Source organism: Lacisediminimonas sp., from assembly GCF_030645335.1.
Taxonomy (GTDB): domain Bacteria; phylum Pseudomonadota; class Gammaproteobacteria; order Burkholderiales; family Burkholderiaceae_D; genus Lacisediminimonas.
In genome coordinates, this window is sequence record NZ_JAUSNH010000126.1 from 1 (window position 1) to 19,706 (window position 19,706).

Below are 19,706 nucleotides of genomic sequence, written 5' to 3' on the forward strand. Positions count from 1 at the left end.
GCCTGCTGCGCTATTGCGCGCAGAAGGCGCCACAAAGTGCATCAGGCAATCATGCGGTCGACCAGTTCGATCCAGTGTTCCACCGGCTTGTCGGTGCCCGATTGCAGATGGGTCACGCAGCCGATATTGGCGGACACGATCCGTTTTGCGCCGGTCGCGTCCAGCTTCCTGAGCTTGTCGTCACGCAACTGGGTGGCAATCTCGGGAAGCAGCACGGAATAGGTGCCGGCGGAGCCGCAGCATAAATGGCTGTCGGCACACAGCTTCACGTCGACACCGGCCGCGCGCAATATCTCTTCGACCACGCCGCGGATCTTTTGCCCGTGTTGCAGCGTACAGGGCGGATGCCAGGCGACCGGTACATCGTCGCGCTGGCCCGCCTTGACCAGCTCGCGCAGCGCATCCTTGTGCTGGTGCAGCACTTCAGCGATATCCCTGGCCAGTTCCGAGATTTTCCGTGCACGCTCGCCGTACTGCGGGTCGGCCGCCAGCAACTTGCCGTAATCCTTCACCATCACGCCGCAACCGGATGCATTGACCACGATCGCCTCGGCGCCGGCCTCGACATGCGGCCACCAGGCGTCGATATTGCGGCGCAGGTCGTCGAGTGCGCCATCGTGGTCGTTCAGGTGATGGCGGATTGCGCCGCAGCAGCCAGCGCCCGGTGCCCGGATCAGTCCGATGCCCAAGGCGTCCAGCACGCGCGCCGTTGCAGTATTGGTGTTGGGCGACATGGAAGGCTGGACGCAGCCTTCGAGCATCAGCATCGTGCGCGCATGCTGGCGTACGGGCCAGGCGCCGCTTTGCTGCCTGGCCGGCACTTTATTGCGCAAGGATTGCGGCAACAAGGGGCGCAAGGCTTGTCCGACTTTCATCGCCGGGCTGAACAACCAGCGGCGCGGCAATACTTCCTTCAACAGGCTGCGCACTACGCGCTCGCGCAAGGGCCGCGCTACCTGGTCGTCCACCACCTTGCGGCCGATGTCGACCAGGCGGCCGTATTGCACGCCGGATGGACAGGTCGTCTCGCAATTGCGGCAGGTCAGGCAACGGTCCAGGTGCAGTTGGGTGCGCCGGGTCGGCGCCTCGCCTTCCAGCACGCGCTTCATCAGGTAGATGCGGCCACGTGGCCCGTCGAGCTCATCGCCAAACAGTTGGTAGGTGGGGCAGGTCGCGGTGCAAAACCCGCAGTGCACGCAGGCGCGCAGGATGGCGTCGGCTTCGCGGCCTTCGGGCGTGTCCTTGATGAAATCGGCGAGATTGGTTTGCATGATCAGAAATCGTTGTACAAGCGGCCCGGGTTGAAAATGGCATCCGGGTCGAAACCCTGCTTCAGCTTGCGCTGGATGGCGGCGACGGCGGGGGCCAGCGGATGGAATACGCCGTCTTCTTTGTCCCCGCCACGAAACAGCGTGGCATGACCGCCCGCAGCGGCCGCGGCCTGGCGCACGCTGGCGGCATCGGCGTCTGTGCGCAGCCAGCGCAGCGCGCCGCCCCATTCAATCATTTGCTCGCCCGGCAATGCCAGGGTATCGGTGACCGAGGGCACTGACAATCGCCAACACGGCGTTTCCGGCTGCGCGGTAAAGAACGGGTGCTGCTGTTCGCGTATCTGTTGCCACAGCATGCCGGCGTCTTCGACCACAGCGCCGCCCATCATGCCCTGGGCGGCGTGCACGGCCGAGCGCGCGCCGGCCAGCCGCACCAGCAGGCGCTCGCCATGCCACATGCTGGCCGAGATCGGCAACGGTTGCCCGCCCCATTGGTTGAGCGAGCGGATCGCGCCGGCCTGCCCGGCGTCGAGCCGGATCGTGGTTTCGATGAAGGGGCGCGGCAATACCTTGAGCGATACTTCGAGGATCAGGCCGAGCGAACCCATTGCGCCGGCCATCAGGCGCGACACATCGTAGCCGGCCACATTCTTCATGACCCGGCCACCGAAACGCAGGAGTTGCCCGCGGCCGTCCATGATGGTCGCGCCAAGCACGAAATCGCGCACCGCACCGACCGCCTGCCGGCGTGGCCCGGACAATCCGGCGGCCACCATGCCGCCCACCGTGGCGCCAGCGCCAAAATGCGGCGGCTCGAAAGCCAGCATCTGGTTTTGCGCGGCCAGCACGGCTTCGAGTTCGGCCAGGGGCGTGCCGCAACGGGCGGTGACGACCAGCTCGGTCGGATCGTAGTCGACGATGCCGCTCCAGGCGCGGGTATCGAGCACTTCGCCGGCCGGCACCTGGCCATACCAGTCCTTGCTGCCGCCGCCCCTGATCTGCAGCGGCTGGCGGGCGGCGACGGCGGCACGGATGCGCTGGCCGAAGTCTTGCAGTACTTGTTCCTGTTCCATATCTATCCTGGCAATCGTTTCAGAAGCGCGGCAAGTCGGGGAACTTCAACTGGCCTTTGCTGACATGCATCTTTCCGTATTCTGCACAGCGGTGCAGGGTCGGAATCGCCTTGTCGGGATTGAGCAGGAAGGCAGGATCGAAGGCGCGCTTGACGGTAAAGAACGCTTCCCGCTCTTCGGGCGAAAACTGCACGCACATCGAGTTGATTTTTTCGATGCCCACGCCGTGTTCGCCGGTAATGGTGCCGCCCACTTCAACGCACAATTCAAGGATCTCGGCGCCGAACAGTTCGGCCCGGTGCAGTTCGTCTTCCTGGTTGGCGTCGAACAGGATCAGCGGGTGCAGGTTGCCGTCGCCGGCATGGAACACGTTGGCGCAACGCAGCCCGTATTTGACTTCCATGCGGGCAATGCCGGACAGGACTGCGGCCAGTTGCTTGCGCGGGATGGTGCCGTCCATGCAGTAATAATCGGGCGAGATACGGCCGGCGGCGGGAAAGGCATTCTTGCGGCCCGACCAGAACTTCAGCCGCTCCTGTTCGGAATGGGACACCATGATCGCTGTTGCGCCGGACGCGGTCAGCACCGCGGTCATGCGCTCGATTTCCTCGTCCACTTCTTCATGCGTGCCGTCGGACTCGCACAGCAACAAGGCCTCGGCTTCGGTGTCATAGCCGGCCTTGACGAAAGGCTCGACCATGCGCGAACTGGTCTTGTCCATCATCTCCAGCCCGGCCGGGATGATGCCGGCGGCAATCACGCTGGCCACGGCGTTGCCGCCTTTGACGACATCGTCGAACGAGGCCATGATCACGCGCGCCTGCTGCGGCTTGGGTATCAGCTTGACAGTGACTTCGGTGACGATGCCGAGCATGCCCTCGGAGCCGATGAACACGGCCAGCAAATCAAGGCCGGGGGCGTCCAGCGCCGCACCGCCCAATTCGATGATGTCGCCGTCTATCGTGACCGCGCGCACGCGCATGACGTTGTGCACGGTCAGGCCGTACTTCAGGCAGTGCACGCCGCCGGAATTTTCGGCGACGTTGCCGCCGATGGTGCAGGCGATCTGCGACGAGGGATCGGGCGCGTAATACAGGTTGTGTGCCGCAGCGGCATCCGAGATGGCGAGGTTGCGCACACCCGGCTGGACCACGGCGGTACGGGAATAAGGATCGAGCGCCACGATCTTGTTGAGCCGTGCTGTCGACAGCACCAGGCCGTCGGCAATCGGCATGGCGCCGCCGGACAGGCCGGTGCCAGCGCCGCGCGGCACCAGCTTGACCTCCAGCCTGCGGCAGGTATTGAGCACGTCGACGATCTGCGCTTCCGTCTCCGGCAGCACCACCACCATCGGCAACTGGCGGTAGGCGGACAGGCCATCGCATTCGTAGGGCCTGGTGTCTTCCTCGTTGTACAGCACGCAGTGCGCAGGCAGCACGGCGCGCATCGCGTTGGCAACCTGTTGCTGGCGGGCCGCGGTGAATGGCGCTGGCGTGGTGGCTGTCTTCGGGTCTGGGTTCGGAGCGTTCATGAGGCGGTCGGGGGGGACGGCGGGCAGCGCAGACGCGCTTTTATCCGCTAATACCGGCGATTGTAGTGCCCGGGGAGGCAATATGCGGCCTTTCCCGCCAATGAAATTTTTTCCTTATCCACCGCGCCTGTCACGGCACGGTGGATTGAGACGGCATGGATGGCTGCTTCAGACAATGGCGCGCCTGGTTTGCCACAACGCCGCTATTGCCATGGCGACGACGGCCTTGGCGACAATTGCCGCTCGTGCTGGCCGGTTCCCGGAGGCTCGATCACCGACTCGCAAATCTGCACGAGTGCGGCAAGCGACTGCGCGTACCAGGGCTGCAGCGCCTCGGGAACGGTGGCGCTGGCGGCATGCAGCGCCAGCAATCGCGGCAATACGGCCTGTGCGAAGCGGGCCGGTTCGTTGCCCGCAGGTCGCCGTGCGGTCTTGAGGGCGGCCGGCGCACTGCGTGCCAGGCCGGCACGTCCCCGCCTCCCGGTCCGGCCGCGAACATGAAAGCTGTCGAGCCGGTGCGCAGGCGGTGCCAGGCCGACCCATTCCTCAGCCAGGATCGCGGCGGGGGCTTGCGGCAAGCCAATTTCGATGACCAGCGCCAGCTCGATCGAGCGCCGCGTGTCCTCACCCTGGCCCGACAGGCTGCCCAGTCCGTCGCGCCGCATGGATGAGGCAAGCGGCGCAAGCGCGTCCGCCATGATCTGGCTGCCGACCGTGTGCAGCAGCAACAGTTGCTCTTCATCGCCCGACTCATTCCGGCTCCCGGCGGACGAGCTGCCGATCCGCGCCAGTAGCGCAGCAAATGCCAGCCGCCCCTGCGCGCCACACAATCCATGTCCGCCCAAAGCGGCGTCCGACAAGGCATGCACCAGCTCCGCATGACAGCGAACCACCGCCCGGGCCACCTCGCTACGCAAGCCCAGGGTCAACAGCGCAGCGCCGGCAATCCGGCCTTGATCTGCAGGACTGGCCGGGACCCGTTGCAGGCACTGCAGCAAGTTGTTCAATATGGCTTCCCGTCCTGCTCGGGACGATACAAACCGGGCCGCAACGATCGACTGCGGAAACGACAGGTCAAGTGCGTCCTGCACGGCGCGCACCAACGCCGTTTCTCCTTTCCCGAGCAAGCGCTGGAACAGGGATTGGGCCGGTACTGCATGCACCTGGACCAGGATAGCCAGGCCAGCAGCATTGCCGTCCCGTAGCAGCAGGTCGAACAGACTGTGGCGCCCCTTGAGCAAGGACGAGCCGGCCATCTCGGTAAATTCAAGCAGGCAGCGCGCAACACCGCTGTGCCCCGCCGTCACCGCCTCGCATAGCGCACGGTGCGCCAGTGCGCGGTGCTCGTGGCTGGCGCAATCCAGCGTTTCGAGCAGGCAGGACACCAGGTTGAACTGGCCCTTGTGCGCGGCATCTGCCAGGATACGGGCGCAGGCCGGAACAGGCCACTGGCGTAGCCCGAATAACGCGCATGCGCTCGCCTCGTCGCCCAGCGCAATACTGCGCAGCATCGCACCACGCCATGCCGACAGGCGGGCATCGTCCGCACGCACGCGATTGTCGAGCAAGGCCGCCACCACCCGGGCGTCGCCGCGATTGAGCGCAGTTTCCAGCAGTTCGCAACACCGTTGATTGTCCGGCCGGTAGTGTTGCAGCACGCGCCGCACAAGTTGCGCAGCGCCATCAACGACGCTCTGGAGCGCCAGCATCTGAACCTGACGACGCGGCAAATTCATTGACAAGGCAAGCTGCAGCAAACTGTCTGCCAGCGGCCATTGCCGGTGCGCCAGCACGACGGCGTAACGAGCATTGATGGTCTTGCCGCGCAGGCGCAGTCCGCACGAACTGCTGGCTTCCAGGATGCGTGTTGCAATTTCCCAATTGCAGCGGGCAAGCGCGGTATCGATCAGGGCGCGCAATCTCCCGTCACGCCACGCCTGCTCGCGGCCGCTGCAATGGTTCAGCATGGCAGCGGCGATCCGGACTTGTCCCGCCTCGATCGCCAGTTCAAAAGGTGTGATGGTGGCCCCCGGCTGCCAGCCGCGCGTGATGCCGGCATCCTGGCTGGCAGCGTGGGCAGCCAGTCCGGTGGCACTGAGCGGCACTGGGCCGAATATCGAAGCGCCCGCGTCCAGCAATGCGGTCGCTGCGGCACAGTCGCCATTGAGCGTCGCGTCCATCAGCGGCGTGATCCCGGTGTGCTCGTCCACCGCATCCACCGGCTTGCCGGATGCCAGCAAATCCTGCACCTTCTGCATACCATCCGCGGCTGCAGCTTGCTGCATTGGGCGGATGCCCGGCACCAATGCGGCGGCCGTCATTGAAGCCCCTGCCCCTGTCACTGTCGTCCACGTCGTGGTCGTTGTCGTGGTGCTTGTACTTGTCGTTGTCGTGCATGTCCTTGTGTCTGTATCCGGCGATCCAGGGTGCGCCCTTGTCATCAAGGCCCATGTCGGTTCGCCATGTGCCGACACAGGCACGGATGTCGATGGCAAGGGCATCGCAGGCCCGGCGCTGCGCCGCACGACGGCCACCTGGCCACCACGACCTGTTGTGTCCGGCCGGAACGTCGAGCCGCTTGGATCAGCCGGGACTGTCGTTGCCTGGGAGCCGAGCCGGTCCTGCCCGTGTGTACTTGGCAAACTGGAATGCATTGCATTCTCCTGATGTCGTGTTGGGATCGCCCTTGATCAACGGCGACCTGAGTAACGCGGTGCGCAAGAAAATGCCTTGGGAAAGCGGCGCAAGCGCCGCCTCTTGATGCCCGTCAACGGATTGTGATTAAAGCGCTGCGCGCGATTGCGCAGGCGGGCAATGTCAGGCCAGCAAGGAAAGATCAGACGTTGCGAAAAACCGAACGCATCCAATCGATCAGCTGCGCAACCTGCGGTCGCTCGGTCGAGCCCGGCCGGTACACCATGTAGTAAACGTGCGGTGGCGATGTCAGCTGCAGGTCAAACAGCCGTACTACTTCGCCGCTCGCCAGCATGTCACGGGCAAAATAGTCACGCGTCAGGCCCACGCCATGCCCATGCCTGATCAACTCCAGCAACAGACCAAGGTCGTCAACGCGAACACCTGTGCTGGGCTCCGGCCAGTCCAGCCCCGCTGCCTTGAACCAGGGCTGCCAGGGTTCCAGCCCCGAGCGAACCAGGCTGGCATGCCTGAGGTCCTCGGGTGTGCGCAAGGGCGCTATGCCGGCAAGATAATCGGGACTGGCCACAGCGAATGCCGGCTCGATCAACAGTTTTTCCGACAACAGCTCGGGATAGTCGCCAGCGCCAAAGCGCACCTCAACATCGCTCTCGGACAAGGACAGGTCATACAGCGGTACCGAGAGGTAAATCTCCAGGTTGATCGACGGATGCTGGCGCCTGAACTCCGCCAGTCGCGGCATCATCATGTAGCGGGCAAAGCTCGGCGGTAGCGTGATTTTCACGCGGCTCGGGTCTTGGGTCTCACGGGGTTGAACTGGAAAATCAGTCAGCACCCGCAACGCCTGGCGTACCACATCGAGATAGCTGCGCCCAAAACCGGACAGGCTGAGGGTTCGGCCTTCGCGCACGAACAGCCTCTCGCCTACCATCTCTTCGAGCAGGCGAATCCGGTGTGACAGTGCGGAGGGCGTAATGCACAACTGATTGGCGGCCGAGGCGAACGAACCAAGGCGCGCTGCCGCCTCGAAGGCGGACAGGGCATGGACTGGCGGAATGCGATTCACGTTATTGACTGGAGTGGTAATGCCGGCGCGCTACCAGCGCACGACTTTGCCGGGATTCATGATGTTATGCGGGTCGAGCGCGTGTTTCACCGCGCGCATGGTGTCGATGGCGTCCTCGCCGTGTTCCTCGACCAGGAACGCCATCTTGTGTATGCCAACGCCATGTTCGCCGGTACAGGTGCCGTCCATGGCGATGGCGCGCGTCACCATCCGCGCATTGACGGCTTCGGCCCGCGCGATGTCTTGCGGATCGGCTGGATCGACCAACATCTGGACATGGAAATTTCCGTCGCCGACATGCCCGATGATCGAGTGCACCAATTGCTCGCGTTCGCAATCGGCCTTGGCTTCAAGCAGGCACTCGGCCAGGCGCGAGATCGGTACGCACACGTCGGTGGAAATGGCGCGCGATCCGGGCCGCATTTGCAGCAGCGCGAAATAGGCATTGTGACGCGCCTGCCAAAGGCGCGAACGGTCTTCCGGACGGGTGGCCCACTCGAAGCCGATTGCACCATGTTCGGCGGCGATCGATTGCACCTGCCGGGCCTGCTCCTCGACGCTGCTGGCGCTGCCGTGGAACTCGAACAGCAGCAAGGGCTTTTCGGGCAGCGATAACTTGTCATGCCGGTTGATTGCCTTGACGCCGTTTTCATCGAGGAATTCCACGCGCGCCAGGGGAACGCCGGCCTGGATAGCGACGATCACGGTGTTGACCGCGCTGGCGATATCGTTGAATGAGCAGACCGCTGCCGAAATCGATTCCGGCTGCGGATATAGCTTGAGGGTGACGCCGGTGATGATGCCCAGCGTGCCCTCGCTGCCGACGAACAGCCGGGTCAGGTCATAGCCTGCCGCCGACTTTTTGGCACGGGTCCCGGTCTTGATCACCCGGCCGTCGCTGGTAACAACGGTGAGCGCCAGCACGTTCTCGCGCATGGTGCCGTAACGCACGGCATTGGTGCCGGAAGCGCGGGTCGCGGCCATGCCGCCGATCGAGGCGTCAGCGCCCGGGTCGATCGGGAAAAACAGGCCGGTGTCCCTGATTTCCTGGTTGAGTTGCTTGCGGGTGACGCCCGGCTCCACGGTGACGGTCAGGTCTTCGGGGTGGACCGCCACGATCCGGTTCATGCGCGACAGGTCGATCGTGATCCCGCCCGACAAGGCCAGGATATGCCCTTCCAGCGAGGTGCCGGTGCCATAGGGGATGACCGGCACCCGATGCTGGTTGCACAGCGCCACGGCGTGCGCCACCTCTGCGGTGGATTCGGCGAATACGACCGCATCGGGCAACATCGGGTCATAGGACGATTCGTCCTTGCCGTGATGCTCGCGTATTGCGCGCGAAGTGGACAAGCGCTCGCCGAACAAGTCATGCAGGCCGGACAACAATTCATCGGGCAGCACGCGCGGCATGACGGCGCGCGGGGCGGGGTGGTTCATGGCTTCTCCGGAAAACAGGCCGGACCAGCCGATCGGCGCCAATCGGGCCTATCTTCGGTGGTCAAGCGCAGACCGGAATTTTGCCTTATTCTCGGGCCTTCCGTTTATTTGTATCGAGACCCATGGGAAAGCGACTTTCAAAAATCGCCACGCGCACCGGCGACGATGGCAGCACGGGTCTGGGCGACGGCAGCCGGACGATGAAAGACGCACTGCGCGTGCAGGCCATGGGCGACGTCGACGAGCTCAATTCCGGCCTTGGCTTGCTGCTGTGCGAGGCGATGCCCGATGATCTGCGCGGGGAATTGATCACGATCCAGCATGACCTGTTCGACCTCGGCGGCGAGCTGTGCATACCGGGCTACAGCCTGGTTGCGGCAAGCCATGTCGCGCGGCTCGATGCATTGCTGGAAAAATACAACGCCGAACTGCCCGCCCTGCAGGAATTCATCCTGCCCGGCGGCTCGCGGGCGGCGGCGCTGGCGCATGTCTGCCGCACTGTCTGCCGGCGGGCCGAGCGGTCCATCGTTGCGCTGGGGCAGGCAGAAACCCTGAACCAGGCGCCGGGGCAATATATCAACCGGCTGTCGGATCTGTTTTTCGTGCTGGCGCGAACGCTCAACCGCTATGGCGGCGGGTCCGACGTATTGTGGGAGAAGGGACGCAACGCGCACTGAGGGCGAGCGCGGCGGTCGGGAATGCGCTGAAAAATGCGCTCCCGACGTTGCCCCGTGTTCAGTTGCTGCGCTTGTCGAATTCAATCAGCGCATAGGCTGAATGATTGTGGATCGACTCGAAGTTTTCCGCTTCCAGCGTATAGGCCGCTATCCGCGGCTCCGCATTGAGCATGCCGGCCACATCACGCACCAGGTCCTCGACGAATTTTGGATTGTCGTAGGCGCGTTCGGTAACGTATTTCTCGTCCGGCCGCTTCAGCAATCCGTACAGCTCGCATGAGGCCTGCGCTTCGATGCTGGCGATCAGCACGTCGATCGGCAATTCTGCTGCCAGGATTGCATTGACCGTGATGTGCGAGCGCTGGTTATGCGCGCCATAGGCGGAGATTTCCTTGGAGCACGGGCACAGGCTGGTGACCGGCACCAGCACCTTGAGCGTCACGTCGACTTTGCCATCCCGGATCTCGCCAGTCAGGCCCACTTCATAGTCCATCAGGCTCTGGACGCCGGAAACCGGGGCGGTCTTGTTGACGAAATAAGGCAGGGAGAGTTCAACCCGGCCATGTGTCGCATCCAGCAATTGCACCATGCGGTGCAACAAGCGCGTGAAGCTGGCGACATCGATCGGATCGCGATTTTCTTCCAGCAGGGCGAGGAAGCGCGACATGTGCGTGCCCTTCTGGTCTTCTGGGAGGTGCACGTACAGATTCCAGGTGCCGATCGAAGGCTGGACATGGTCGCCGGACCTGATCGAAACCGGATAGCGCACGCCTTTGACGCCGACCCGCTGGATCGCAATGCGCCGCGTATCGGGCGTACTTTGCACGTCGGGAATGGCTGTCAGGTCGATATCGCGAATATTCATCAAAATTACCTGGTCTTGTTTATTCCGGGGCGCGCGCCCCATTGTGTTGTCATTGGTTGTTGACCACCAGCCGCGGCTCGCCATTGCCGAAGCGCTGCGTGATCGAATTTGCGATGCCGGCGGCATCCAGCCCGCATCGGGCCAGCAACACCGTGACGTCGCCGTGGTCGATGAAGCGGTCCGGCAAGCCAAGATGCAGGATCGGCTTGACGATGCCTGCCTGCGCCAGCGCTTCCGCCACGGCCGAGCCGGCCCCGCCCATCACGCACCCCTCTTCGACGGTCACGATGGCGTCATGCGTGGCCGCCAGTTGCTGCACCAGCGCTACGTCCAGCGGCTTGACAAAGCGCATGTTGGCAACGCTGGCGTTGAGCTGCTCGCCCGCACCCAGCGCTGGTGCCAACATGGTGCCGAAAGCCATGATCACAATCCCTTTCCCTGACCGGCGCAGTTCGCCCGTGCCAATGGGAATCGTGTCCAGGCCCGGCCCGGTTGCCGCGCCAATGCCGGCGCCGCGCGGATAGCGCACCGCCGCCGGCCCCTTGTGATGGAATGCCGTGGAGAGCATCTGCCGGCATTCGCTTTCATCGGACGCAGCCATCACCACCATGTTCGGAATGCAACGCAGGTAGGCCATGTCGTAATTGCCGGCATGGGTTGCGCCGTCGGCGCCGACCAGTCCGGCGCGGTCGAGCGCGAAAGTGACGTCCAGGTTTTGCAGCGCCACGTCATGGATCAGCTGGTCGTAGCCGCGCTGCAGGAACGTGGAATAGATCGCCACCACCGGCTTCAAGCCTTCGCATGCCATGCCGGCGGCAAAAGTCACCGCATGCTGTTCGGCAATGCCGACGTCATAATAACGTTCCGGATAACGCTGTTCGAATTGCACCATGCCCGAGCCTTCGCGCATTGCCGGCGTGATGCCGACCAGTCGCTTGTCCTGCGCGGCCATGTCGCACAGCCAGTCGCCGAACACTTGCGTATAAGTCTGCTTGCCCTGCTTGGCCGGCTTGATGCCTTCGGCCGGATTGAATTTTCCGGGTCCGTGATACAGGACCGGATCGGCTTCGGCCAGTTTGTATCCTTGCCCTTTTTTCGTTACGACGTGCAGGAACTGCGGGCCTTTCAACTGGCGCAGGTTCTGCAGCGTGGGAATCAGCGAATCGAGGTCGTGGCCGTCGATCGGGCCGATGTAATTGAAACCGAACTCTTCGAACATCGTGGCCGGCACCACCATGCCTTTTGCATGCTCTTCCAGGCGCTTGGCCAGTTCCAGCATCGGCCCCGGCAGCACCGACTTGCCGACATTTTTCGCGGTCGCATAAAACTTTCCCGACATCAGCCGCGCCAGGTAACGGTTGAGCGCGCCGACCGGCGGCGAAATCGACATGTCGTTGTCGTTGAGGATCACCAGCAGGTTGACGTCTTCATGCACACCGGCATTATTGAGCGCTTCGAACGCCATGCCGGCTGTCATTGCGCCGTCGCCGATCACGGCAATCGCATGCCGTTGCTGGCCCAGCGTGCGCGCCGCCAGCGCCATGCCCAGCGCGGCCGAAATCGAGGTGGAGGAATGCGCTGTGCCAAAGGTATCGAACGGACTTTCATCACGCCGCGGGAAGCCCGATATGCCGTCGAGCTGGCGCAGCGTATGCATCTGATCGCGCCGGCCAGTGAGTATCTTGTGCGGATAGGTCTGGTGGCCGACGTCCCAGACCACGCGGTCTTCAGGCGTGTTGAATACGTAATGCAACGCAATCGTCAGCTCGACCGTGCCGAGGTTGGACGACAGGTGGCCGCCGGTCTTGGAGACCGAATCAAGCACGAATGCCCGCAACTCGTCGGCCAGCGGTTTCAACTCGGCGCGCGAGAGCCGCCGCAAGTCAGCCGGTCCGTTGATACTGTTGAGGAGATCCATATTCTGCATAGTTAAGCTTTCCGCTGGACGATCAGGTCGGCCAGCTGTTGCAGGCGAATTGCGTCATCGCCCCACATGGCCACAGCGTTGTGCGCTTCGCTGCGCAATTGCCCGGCCAGTGCCCGGGACGGTTCCAGCCCGAGGATGGAGACATAGGTCGGTTTGTTGTCCTGCGCATCCTTGCCGGCGGTCTTGCCCAGCGTTCCCGAATCGGCAGTGGCGTCGAGTACATCGTCGACCACCTGGAAAGCCAGGCCAACCGCATTGGCGTAGCTCTCCAGCGCAGCGCGTTGCGCCGAATCCAGCGCACGGGGGCCGCAGGAAGCGCCCAGCAATACCGCTGCGCGCAACAGCGCGCCAGTCTTCAATCGGTGCATCTGTTCCAGCTGCGGCAGCGTCAGCGCGACACCGACGCTGGCAAGGTCGATCGCCTGTCCGCCGCACATTCCCTGCGAGCCAGCCGCCTGCGCCAGCAGCGATACCATCGCCAGCCGGCTGGCAGCACTGCCCTCACCGCCGGCCAGGACTTCAAAAGCCTGCGACTGCAGCGCATCGCCCACCAGGAGCGCGGTCGCTTCGCCGTATCTGACATGGACGGTCGGCTTGCCGCGCCGCAGCGCATCGTCGTCCATGCATGGCATGTCGTCATGCACCAATGAGTAGGCATGCATCAGCTCTACCGCCGCGGCTGCGCTGGCCAGCGCCGTCGCGCTCGCCCGTACCAACTCACCGGCGGCAAACACCAGCGGCGGCCGCACGCGCTTGCCGCCGCCCTGGACCGCGTAACGCATCGCTTCATGCAACTTGGCCGGTATTGTTCCGGACGGCGGCATGCACGCATCCAGCGCCGTGTCGACCTGGGCCTGCACCAGGCTGGTCCACTCTGCAAAATCGGATTGCCTGCTTGCCGCCTGTTGCGCCTGGCTCATGCGTCTGCCTCGGGCTGCACATCTTCCGCGGCGAAGGGCTTGAGCATGTCCCCTTCCAGTACCTTGACCTGATTCTCGACACGGTCCAATTGCGCCGCACAGTATTTGACGAGTTCAGATCCGCGTTGGTAAGCGGCAATTGACGCGTCCAGGGGCAACTGGCCGGACTCCATTTGAGCCACCAGCTTGTCCAATTCAGCCATCGCCTGCTCGAACGATACGGGCGCCGCGCTTTTGACGGGTGGATTTGCCATATTTGCAGTAGGGGTAGGGAACTCGCTATTTTAGTGCAAAGCCTCACGCAAGGCTTGCCTGCCGGCTCGCTTGCTGCTGCGGCGCGGGTCCAGCGCGTAACAATCCCGCCGGCTGCCGGACAAAGCACATGCCGGAATATCAACAAATTCGCACCAAAGGGTCTCGGGTATAATCGCCGGTTCTGTCCAAAATTTCCTCTTCATCTCGTTTGAACACAGGTTTTTGCGGATTCTTTCTCTCTTAGGTTGGTGCAAATTAATTTGGGGGTGGGGATGTCCGATTTGGCTAATCTTGCCAAACTCGCGCGCTCGAACGCGCAACTTCCGGTAGGCGTCTACTTCGACGAACAACTGCTTCAACAGGAAATGCAAACCCTGTTCCGGCAGGGTCCCCGCTATGCAGGGCATGAACTGATGGTTCCCGAACCAGGCGACTTCGCCACGCTGGCGTGGGAAAACGAAGGCCGGGTGCTGGTGCGCAACCCGCAAGGGATCGAGTTGCTGTCGAACGTATGCCGCCACAGGCAGGCCAAGATGCTGGACGGTCGCGGCCATGCCCGCAATATCGTCTGTCCGCTGCATCGCTGGACCTACGACCTGAAGGGTGAACTGATCGGTGCGCCGCATTTCGGCCAGACGCCGTGCCTGGACCTGTCGCGCACGCCGCTGCAATCCTGGAACGGCCTGCTGTTCGAGCAAAACGGCGTCGACGTCGCCGGCTTGCTGGGCAAGCTCGGCGTGGCGCGCGATCTCGACTTCACCGGCTACCTGCTCGATCACGTCGAAGTCCATGAATGCGACTACAACTGGAAGACCTTCATCGAGGTCTATCTCGAGGATTACCATGTTGAGCCGTTTCATCCCGGGCTGGGCAATTTTGTCGCCTGCGCCGACCTGAAATGGGAGTTCGGCGCGCAGTACAGCGTGCAGACCGTCGGCGTGAACCAGGCGCTGAAAAAATCCGGTTCGCCAAAATATCGCCGCTGGCAGGAGCAAGTCCTGAAGTTCCGCAACGGCGAAGCGCCGCCCTACGGCGCCATCTGGCTCACGCTGTTCCCGAACATCATGGTCGAATGGTATCCGCATGTGCTGGTGGTATCGACCCTATGGCCCAAGGGTCCGCAAAAGACCACCAATGTGGTCGAGTTTTACTATCCGGAGGAAATCGTGCATTTCGAAAGAGAACTCGTCGAGGCTGAGCGCGACGCTTACATGGAAACCTGCATCGAGGATGACGAGATTGCGCTGCGCATGGACGCCGGCCGCAAGATCCTGCTCGAGCGCGGCGTGTCCGAGGTCGGTCCTTACCAGTCCCCAATGGAGGATGGCATGCAGCATTTCCATGAATGGTATCGCTCGCAAATCGCGGTGGCATCATGAGCTGGACCACCTTGATCAGCGCCCGGGAATTGGCAGCGCACTTGCAGGACCCCGACTGGATCGTGCTGGACTGCCGCAATGAACTGACCTCGCCACTGGCAGGTCGCCAGGCATTTGCAGCCGGACATATTCCGACGGCGCAATATGTCGAGCCGGATGTGGACATGTCGGACAAATCGCCTGGGCCCAACGGTGAATTCCGCGGCCGCCATCCGCTACCGACACGCGACGCATTCATCGCCACGCTGCGCCGGCTCGGCGTGCATCCGCACTCGCAAGTGGTGACCTATGACGCCCAGGGCAGCATGTTTGCCGCGCGCCTGTGGTGGATGTTGCGCTGGGTCGGCCATGAAGCCGTCGCCGTACTCGACGGCGGATTGCAGGCATGGACTGAACTGGGGCATCCGCTGTCAAGCGACGCCCCTGCCCGGCCAGCCGGATCGATCGTCGAAAAACCGTCGCTGTGCAAAACCGTCGCTGCCGCGGACCTGCTGGCCACGTCGTCGCGTGTGGTGCTTGACGCCCGCGCGCCGGATCGCTTCCGCGGCGAGAACGAGACGCTCGATCCGGTGGGCGGACATATCCCGGGAGCGCGCAATCGCTTCTTCAAGGACAACCTCGACGCCAGCGGCCGCTTCAAGCCGGCGGCCGAATTGCGGGCGCAATTCTCAGCGCTGCTGGACGCGCCGGAACACGCGGTCATGCAATGCGGTTCCGGCGTGACGGCGTGCCACAACCTGCTGGCGATGGAGGTGGCTGGCCTGTCCGGCGCTGCCTTGTATCCGGGTTCGTGGAGCGAGTGGTGCGCCGACCCCAAACGCCCGGTTGCAACCGGCGCGGCCTAGCAGCATCAAGGCTGGACCAGGGGCCCAGCCGTTCCTCGGCTTGGCCTCTCGGCCTTCCAGGCTTTCAGATATGTGCGTGTCGACCGGTCAGCTTGGTGATCAGCAGTACGATCGCCACGCCGGCCGCAATCAGCAATAGTTGCGGCACGGTTTCGCGCAGCGTTGCGCGCCGTTGCATCTGCGGCATCAGGTCGGATACCGCAATGTAAATGAAGCCGGACGAGGCCAGCACCAGCACATACGGTATCGCCTGGGCGCCATTGCCCAGCGTGAAGTAACCGACCAATCCGCCCAGTATCGCCATCGCGCTCGACAGCAGGTTGTAGACGTAGGCGCGCACGCGGGTGAAGCCGGCATTCATCAGCACGATGAAATCGCCGATTTCCTGCGGTATTTCATGCGCGGTAATGGCCAGCGCGGTCACCAGCCCAAGTTTCGGGTCGGCCAGGAAGGCCGCCGCAATCAGGATCCCGTCCGTGAAGTTGTGCAGGCCGTCACCGACCAGGATCATCCAGCCGGCGCGCCCGGCCTCATGCAGGTCATGGCCATGCGCATGGCCATGACCATCGCCCTCGTGATGATGCGAGTGGCGCAAAACGGCAAACTTCTCCAGCAGGAAAAACGCAAACAGCCCGCCCAGCAAGGTAGCGAACAGCGAATGCGGGTCGACTGTCGATTCAAATGCCTCAGGCAATGCATGCAACAGCGAAGTCGACAGCAGGATGCCCACCGACATGCTGACCATGCGCTCCACCGCCCGCGACAGCAGGGAAAACGAGAACAGCGCTGCGGCGCTGATGCTCATTACACCGGCAATCGTGGTGGCCAGCAGGATATAGAACAGCGTGGAGTTGATGGGATACCTCGGCAATCAGCGGGAAAAACAAGCGGCAGATTAAAACATGGCTGGCGGGTTTGGGCAAACCCGCCAGCGCCCATCCATCACGACACGCCGTGCTTCCGGAACCAGCCCAGCGCCTTTTCCCAGCCATCCCTGGCGTCCGCCTCGACATAGCTCGGGCGATAGTCCGCATGGAATGCATGCGGCGCATTCGGGTAGACCACGAATTGCGAACCGCTGCTGCCCTGCGCCAGTGCCGCCTTCATCTGCTCGACACTGGCCAGCGGAATGCCGCTGTCCTTGCCGCCGTACAGGCCCAGCACTGGCACTTTCAGGCCAGCGGCAATATCGACCGGCTGCCGTGGCGTCAGCGCGGTCTTGTCGCCAACGACCCGACCGTACCAGGAAACACCGGCCTTCATTTGCGGGTTATGCCCGCAATACAACCAGGTGATGCGACCGCCCCAGCAAAATCCCGTAATGCCGGCCTTTTTGGTGTTGCCGCCATTGTCGCGCGCCCAGGCCATCACGCCGTCCAGGTCGGCCATGACCTGCTCGTCCGGCACCTTCGATATCACCTCGCGCAGCAATTCGGCCATGGTGCCGTATGAAGTCGGGTCGCCCTGCCGCGCGAACAACTCGGGCGCCAGCGCCAGGTAACCTTGCCTGGCAAAACGACGTGCCACATCGGCGATGTACTCATGCACGCCGAAAATCTCCGAGATCACCAGCACCACTGGCAATCCTGTCTTGCCGGCCGGCTGTGCGCGGTATACGGGTACGTTATAGCCATTGACCTTGACCATCACTTCGCCCACGGTCAGGCCCGCAGCATCGGTCCTGATTGCGTTCTGGGCCATGACCGGCATTGCGGCGGCGGCGAACCCGGTTCCCAGTGCCACCTTCATGAAGCCGCGGCGATCCGTGTCTTGCCGCAGCGCGGTGGCAGGGGAAAGGCTATCGAGGTCTTTGTCCATATTGCTCATGCATGCTCCATCATCAGGTTGAAGTTCGGAAATCGAAGAACCGCTACTGCTTGCCGGCGCGGCAGCCAGGAATCTCTCGCCCGGCGTTCCAGCCAGGCCGCGCCTGCTGCGACCTAGTGCGCCTCGTCCCAGTTGCTGCCCACACCGACCTCGGCCACCAGCGGCACCCGCAGCGCGGCCACGCCGGCCATCAATGCCGGTATCTTTTCCCGCATCAGATCGAGTTCCTGCTGCGGCACTTCCAGCACCAGTTCGTCATGTACCTGCATGATCAGCAGGGTCTGCATGCCGGATTGCTCCAGCCAGTCCTGCACCGCAATCATCGACAGCTTGATCAGGTCCGCTGCCGTGCCCTGCATCGGCGCATTGATCGCGGCGCGCTCGGCGCCCTGGCGGCGCGGACCATTGGGCGAATTGATTTCCGGCAGCCAGAGCCGGCGGCCAAATACGGTCTCGACATAGCCATTCGCCTTGGCCGCCTGGCGGGTCTCGTCCATGAAGCGCTTGACGCCGGCAAAGCGCATGAAATACTTGTCGATGTACATCTGCGCGGCGCTGCGTTCGATGCCGAGGTTGCCGGCCAGTCCGAACGCACTCATGCCATAGATCAGTCCGAAATCGATCACCTTGGCATAACGCCGCTGCTCGCTGGCGACATCGTCCGGCGTGATGCCGAATATCTCGGCCGCCGTGGCGCGGTGGATATCCTCGCCCTGCGCGAATGCGCGCAGCATGTTCTCGTCACCCGACAGGTGCGCCATGATGCGCAACTCGATCTGCGAGTAATCGGCCGACAGGATCACCCGTCCCGGCGGCGCGACGAAAGCTTGCCGGATGCGCCGTCCCTCGGCTGTGCGCACCGGTATGTTCTGCAGGTTGGGGTCGTTCGACGACAGCCGGCCGGTGACCGCAATTGCCTGCCCGTAGTTGGTGTGCACCCGGCCGGTTTGCTGGTTGATCATGCGCGGCAGCTTGTCGGTGTAGGTCGACTTCAGCTTGGACAGGCTGCGATACTCCAGCAATACCCGCGGCAAGGGATAATCTTCGGCCAGCTTTTGCAGCACTTCCTCATCGGTGGACGGCGCGCCGGAAGGTGTTTTCTTCACTACCGGCAGCTGCAGCTTATCGAAAAAAACTTCACCGATCTGCTTGGGCGAGCCGAGGTTGAAGGGCTGCCCTGCCAACTCGTAAGCTTTCTGCTCGATTTCCAGCAGGCGCCGGCCCAGCTCGCCGGATTGCGCCTCCAGCAGCGGCGCATCGATCAGTACGCCATTGCGCTCCATCTTCTGCAACACGACCGAAGCCGGGATCTCGATTTTTTCGTACACATAGCGCAGCTTGTCGCTGCTTTCTATGCGCGGCCACATCGCCTGGTGCAGTTGAAGGGTGACGTCCGCATCTTCTGCAGCGTACTCCGTTGCCCGGCCCAGCTCGACCTGGTCAAAGCAGATCTGCGAACTGCCCTTGCCGCACACTTCCTGGAAGCTGATGGTCTTGCGCTCCAGGTGGCGCATGGCCAGGCTGTCCATGTCATGGCTGCGATGCGCTTCGAACACATACGACTGCAGCAGCGTGTCATGCACGATGCCGCGCAGCGCGACGCCCTGGTTGGCCAGCACATGGCTGTCGTACTTCAGGTGCTGGCCCAGCTTGGGCTTGCCGGCGTTTTCCAGCCACGGCCGCATGCGCCCAAGCACATGCTCTCGGGATAGCTGGTCCGGTGCGCCGGGATAACGGTGCGCCACCGGTATGTAGGCGGCCACGCCCGGCTCGCAGCACAGGGAAATGCCGACCAGCTCGGCCAGCATCGGCTCCAGGCTGGTGGTTTCGGTATCAAGGGCAGTCAGTGCGGCGCGGTCGATGCGCTGCAGCCAGACGTCGAGCTGTTCGTCAGTCAGTACAGTCTCATAGGAAGCGCCTGGCGCGGCCGAAGCTGCGGCGGGCGGGTCGAACAGGCCGCCCTGGGCGCCTGGTT

The 19,706-nt window shown here is 63.2% G+C and carries 16 protein-coding genes; 3 read left to right on the forward strand and 13 right to left on the reverse strand.

The genetic code is table 11. The annotated features are described in order from the left end of the window. Nucleotides 1-41 precede the first annotated feature (41 nt). The 6 genes from glcF to Q7T64_RS08980 all read right to left on the reverse strand — a co-directional run bounded on the left by glcF (nt 42) and on the right by Q7T64_RS08980 (nt 9,036). The gene (glcF, locus tag Q7T64_RS08955; protein WP_304794601.1) at nt 42-1,271 is read right to left on the reverse strand and encodes a glycolate oxidase subunit GlcF; all 1,230 of its coding nucleotides are present in this window, start codon (nt 1,269-1,271) and stop codon (nt 42-44) included. Nucleotides 1,272-1,273: 2 nt separating this feature from the next. Continuing rightward, the gene (glcE, locus tag Q7T64_RS08960; RefSeq protein WP_304794604.1) at nt 1,274-2,344 is read right to left on the reverse strand and encodes a glycolate oxidase subunit GlcE; all 1,071 of its coding nucleotides are present in this window, start codon (nt 2,342-2,344) and stop codon (nt 1,274-1,276) included. A gap of 19 nt (nt 2,345-2,363) precedes the next feature. Continuing rightward, nucleotides 2,364-3,875, reverse strand: a complete 1,512-nt coding sequence (locus Q7T64_RS08965; protein ID WP_304794607.1) for an FAD-linked oxidase C-terminal domain-containing protein — start codon at nt 3,873-3,875, stop codon at nt 2,364-2,366. A 203-nt stretch (nt 3,876-4,078) separates the two neighbouring features. Next, on the reverse strand, nt 4,079-6,196 hold the full coding sequence (locus tag Q7T64_RS08970) for a hypothetical protein (RefSeq protein WP_304794610.1): 2,118 nt from the start codon (nt 6,194-6,196) through the stop codon (nt 4,079-4,081). A gap of 515 nt (nt 6,197-6,711) precedes the next feature. Continuing rightward, nucleotides 6,712-7,596 (reverse strand): LysR substrate-binding domain-containing protein, encoded by an 885-nt coding sequence (locus Q7T64_RS08975; protein ID WP_304794613.1) that lies wholly within the window; start codon nt 7,594-7,596, stop codon nt 6,712-6,714. Nucleotides 7,597-7,626: 30 nt separating this feature from the next. Continuing rightward, entirely contained in the window at nt 7,627-9,036 is a 1,410-nt protein-coding gene (locus Q7T64_RS08980; protein WP_304794616.1) for an FAD-binding oxidoreductase, read from the reverse strand. 122 nt (nt 9,037-9,158) lie between these two features. Here Q7T64_RS08980 and Q7T64_RS08985 point away from each other — a divergent pair, with 122 nt between their 5' ends. Continuing rightward, entirely contained in the window at nt 9,159-9,713 is a 555-nt protein-coding gene (locus Q7T64_RS08985) for a cob(I)yrinic acid a,c-diamide adenosyltransferase (protein WP_304794619.1), read from the forward strand. A gap of 58 nt (nt 9,714-9,771) precedes the next feature. Here Q7T64_RS08985 and folE2 read toward each other — a convergent pair whose 3' ends face one another. The 4 genes from folE2 to Q7T64_RS09005 are packed head-to-tail and all read right to left on the reverse strand — an operon-like array spanning nt 9,772 to nt 13,679. Then, on the reverse strand, nt 9,772-10,578 hold the full coding sequence (gene folE2, locus Q7T64_RS08990; RefSeq protein WP_304794622.1) for a GTP cyclohydrolase FolE2: 807 nt from the start codon (nt 10,576-10,578) through the stop codon (nt 9,772-9,774). A 49-nt stretch (nt 10,579-10,627) separates the two neighbouring features. Next, on the reverse strand, nt 10,628-12,496 hold the full coding sequence (gene dxs, locus Q7T64_RS08995) for a 1-deoxy-D-xylulose-5-phosphate synthase (protein WP_304794625.1): 1,869 nt from the start codon (nt 12,494-12,496) through the stop codon (nt 10,628-10,630). An 11-nt stretch (nt 12,497-12,507) separates the two neighbouring features. Continuing rightward, nucleotides 12,508-13,425, reverse strand: coding sequence for a polyprenyl synthetase family protein (locus Q7T64_RS09000; protein ID WP_304794628.1), 918 nt, complete (start codon nt 13,423-13,425; stop codon nt 12,508-12,510). Next, entirely contained in the window at nt 13,422-13,679 is a 258-nt protein-coding gene (locus Q7T64_RS09005; RefSeq protein WP_304794632.1) for an exodeoxyribonuclease VII small subunit, read from the reverse strand. Before Q7T64_RS09005 ends, Q7T64_RS09000 begins: the two co-directional genes overlap by 4 nt. Nucleotides 13,680-13,952: 273 nt before the next feature. Here Q7T64_RS09005 and Q7T64_RS09010 point away from each other — a divergent pair, with 273 nt between their 5' ends. Next, nucleotides 13,953-15,059, forward strand: coding sequence for an aromatic ring-hydroxylating dioxygenase subunit alpha (locus Q7T64_RS09010; protein WP_304794635.1), 1,107 nt, complete (start codon nt 13,953-13,955; stop codon nt 15,057-15,059). Beyond that, the gene (locus Q7T64_RS09015; RefSeq protein ID WP_304794638.1) at nt 15,026-15,904 is read left to right on the forward strand and encodes a sulfurtransferase; all 879 of its coding nucleotides are present in this window, start codon (nt 15,026-15,028) and stop codon (nt 15,902-15,904) included. The genes Q7T64_RS09010 and Q7T64_RS09015 overlap by 34 nt, the downstream gene beginning before the upstream one ends. A gap of 64 nt (nt 15,905-15,968) precedes the next feature. On the opposite strand, the gene Q7T64_RS09020 is transcribed toward Q7T64_RS09015, so the two are convergent. The 3 genes from Q7T64_RS09020 to polA all read right to left on the reverse strand — a co-directional run. Beyond that, on the reverse strand, nt 15,969-16,709 hold the full coding sequence (locus Q7T64_RS09020; RefSeq protein WP_304794647.1) for a ZIP family metal transporter: 741 nt from the start codon (nt 16,707-16,709) through the stop codon (nt 15,969-15,971). 137 nt (nt 16,710-16,846) lie between these two features. Beyond that, nucleotides 16,847-17,731: a dienelactone hydrolase family protein gene (locus tag Q7T64_RS09025; protein WP_304794641.1), complete on the reverse strand. Its 885-nt coding sequence runs from the start codon at nt 17,729-17,731 to the stop codon at nt 16,847-16,849. Between the two features lie 113 nt (nt 17,732-17,844). Beyond that, nucleotides 17,845-19,706, reverse strand: a 1,862-nt coding sequence (gene polA / locus Q7T64_RS09030; RefSeq protein WP_304794644.1) for a DNA polymerase I, incomplete at its 5' end; no start/stop codon positions are given.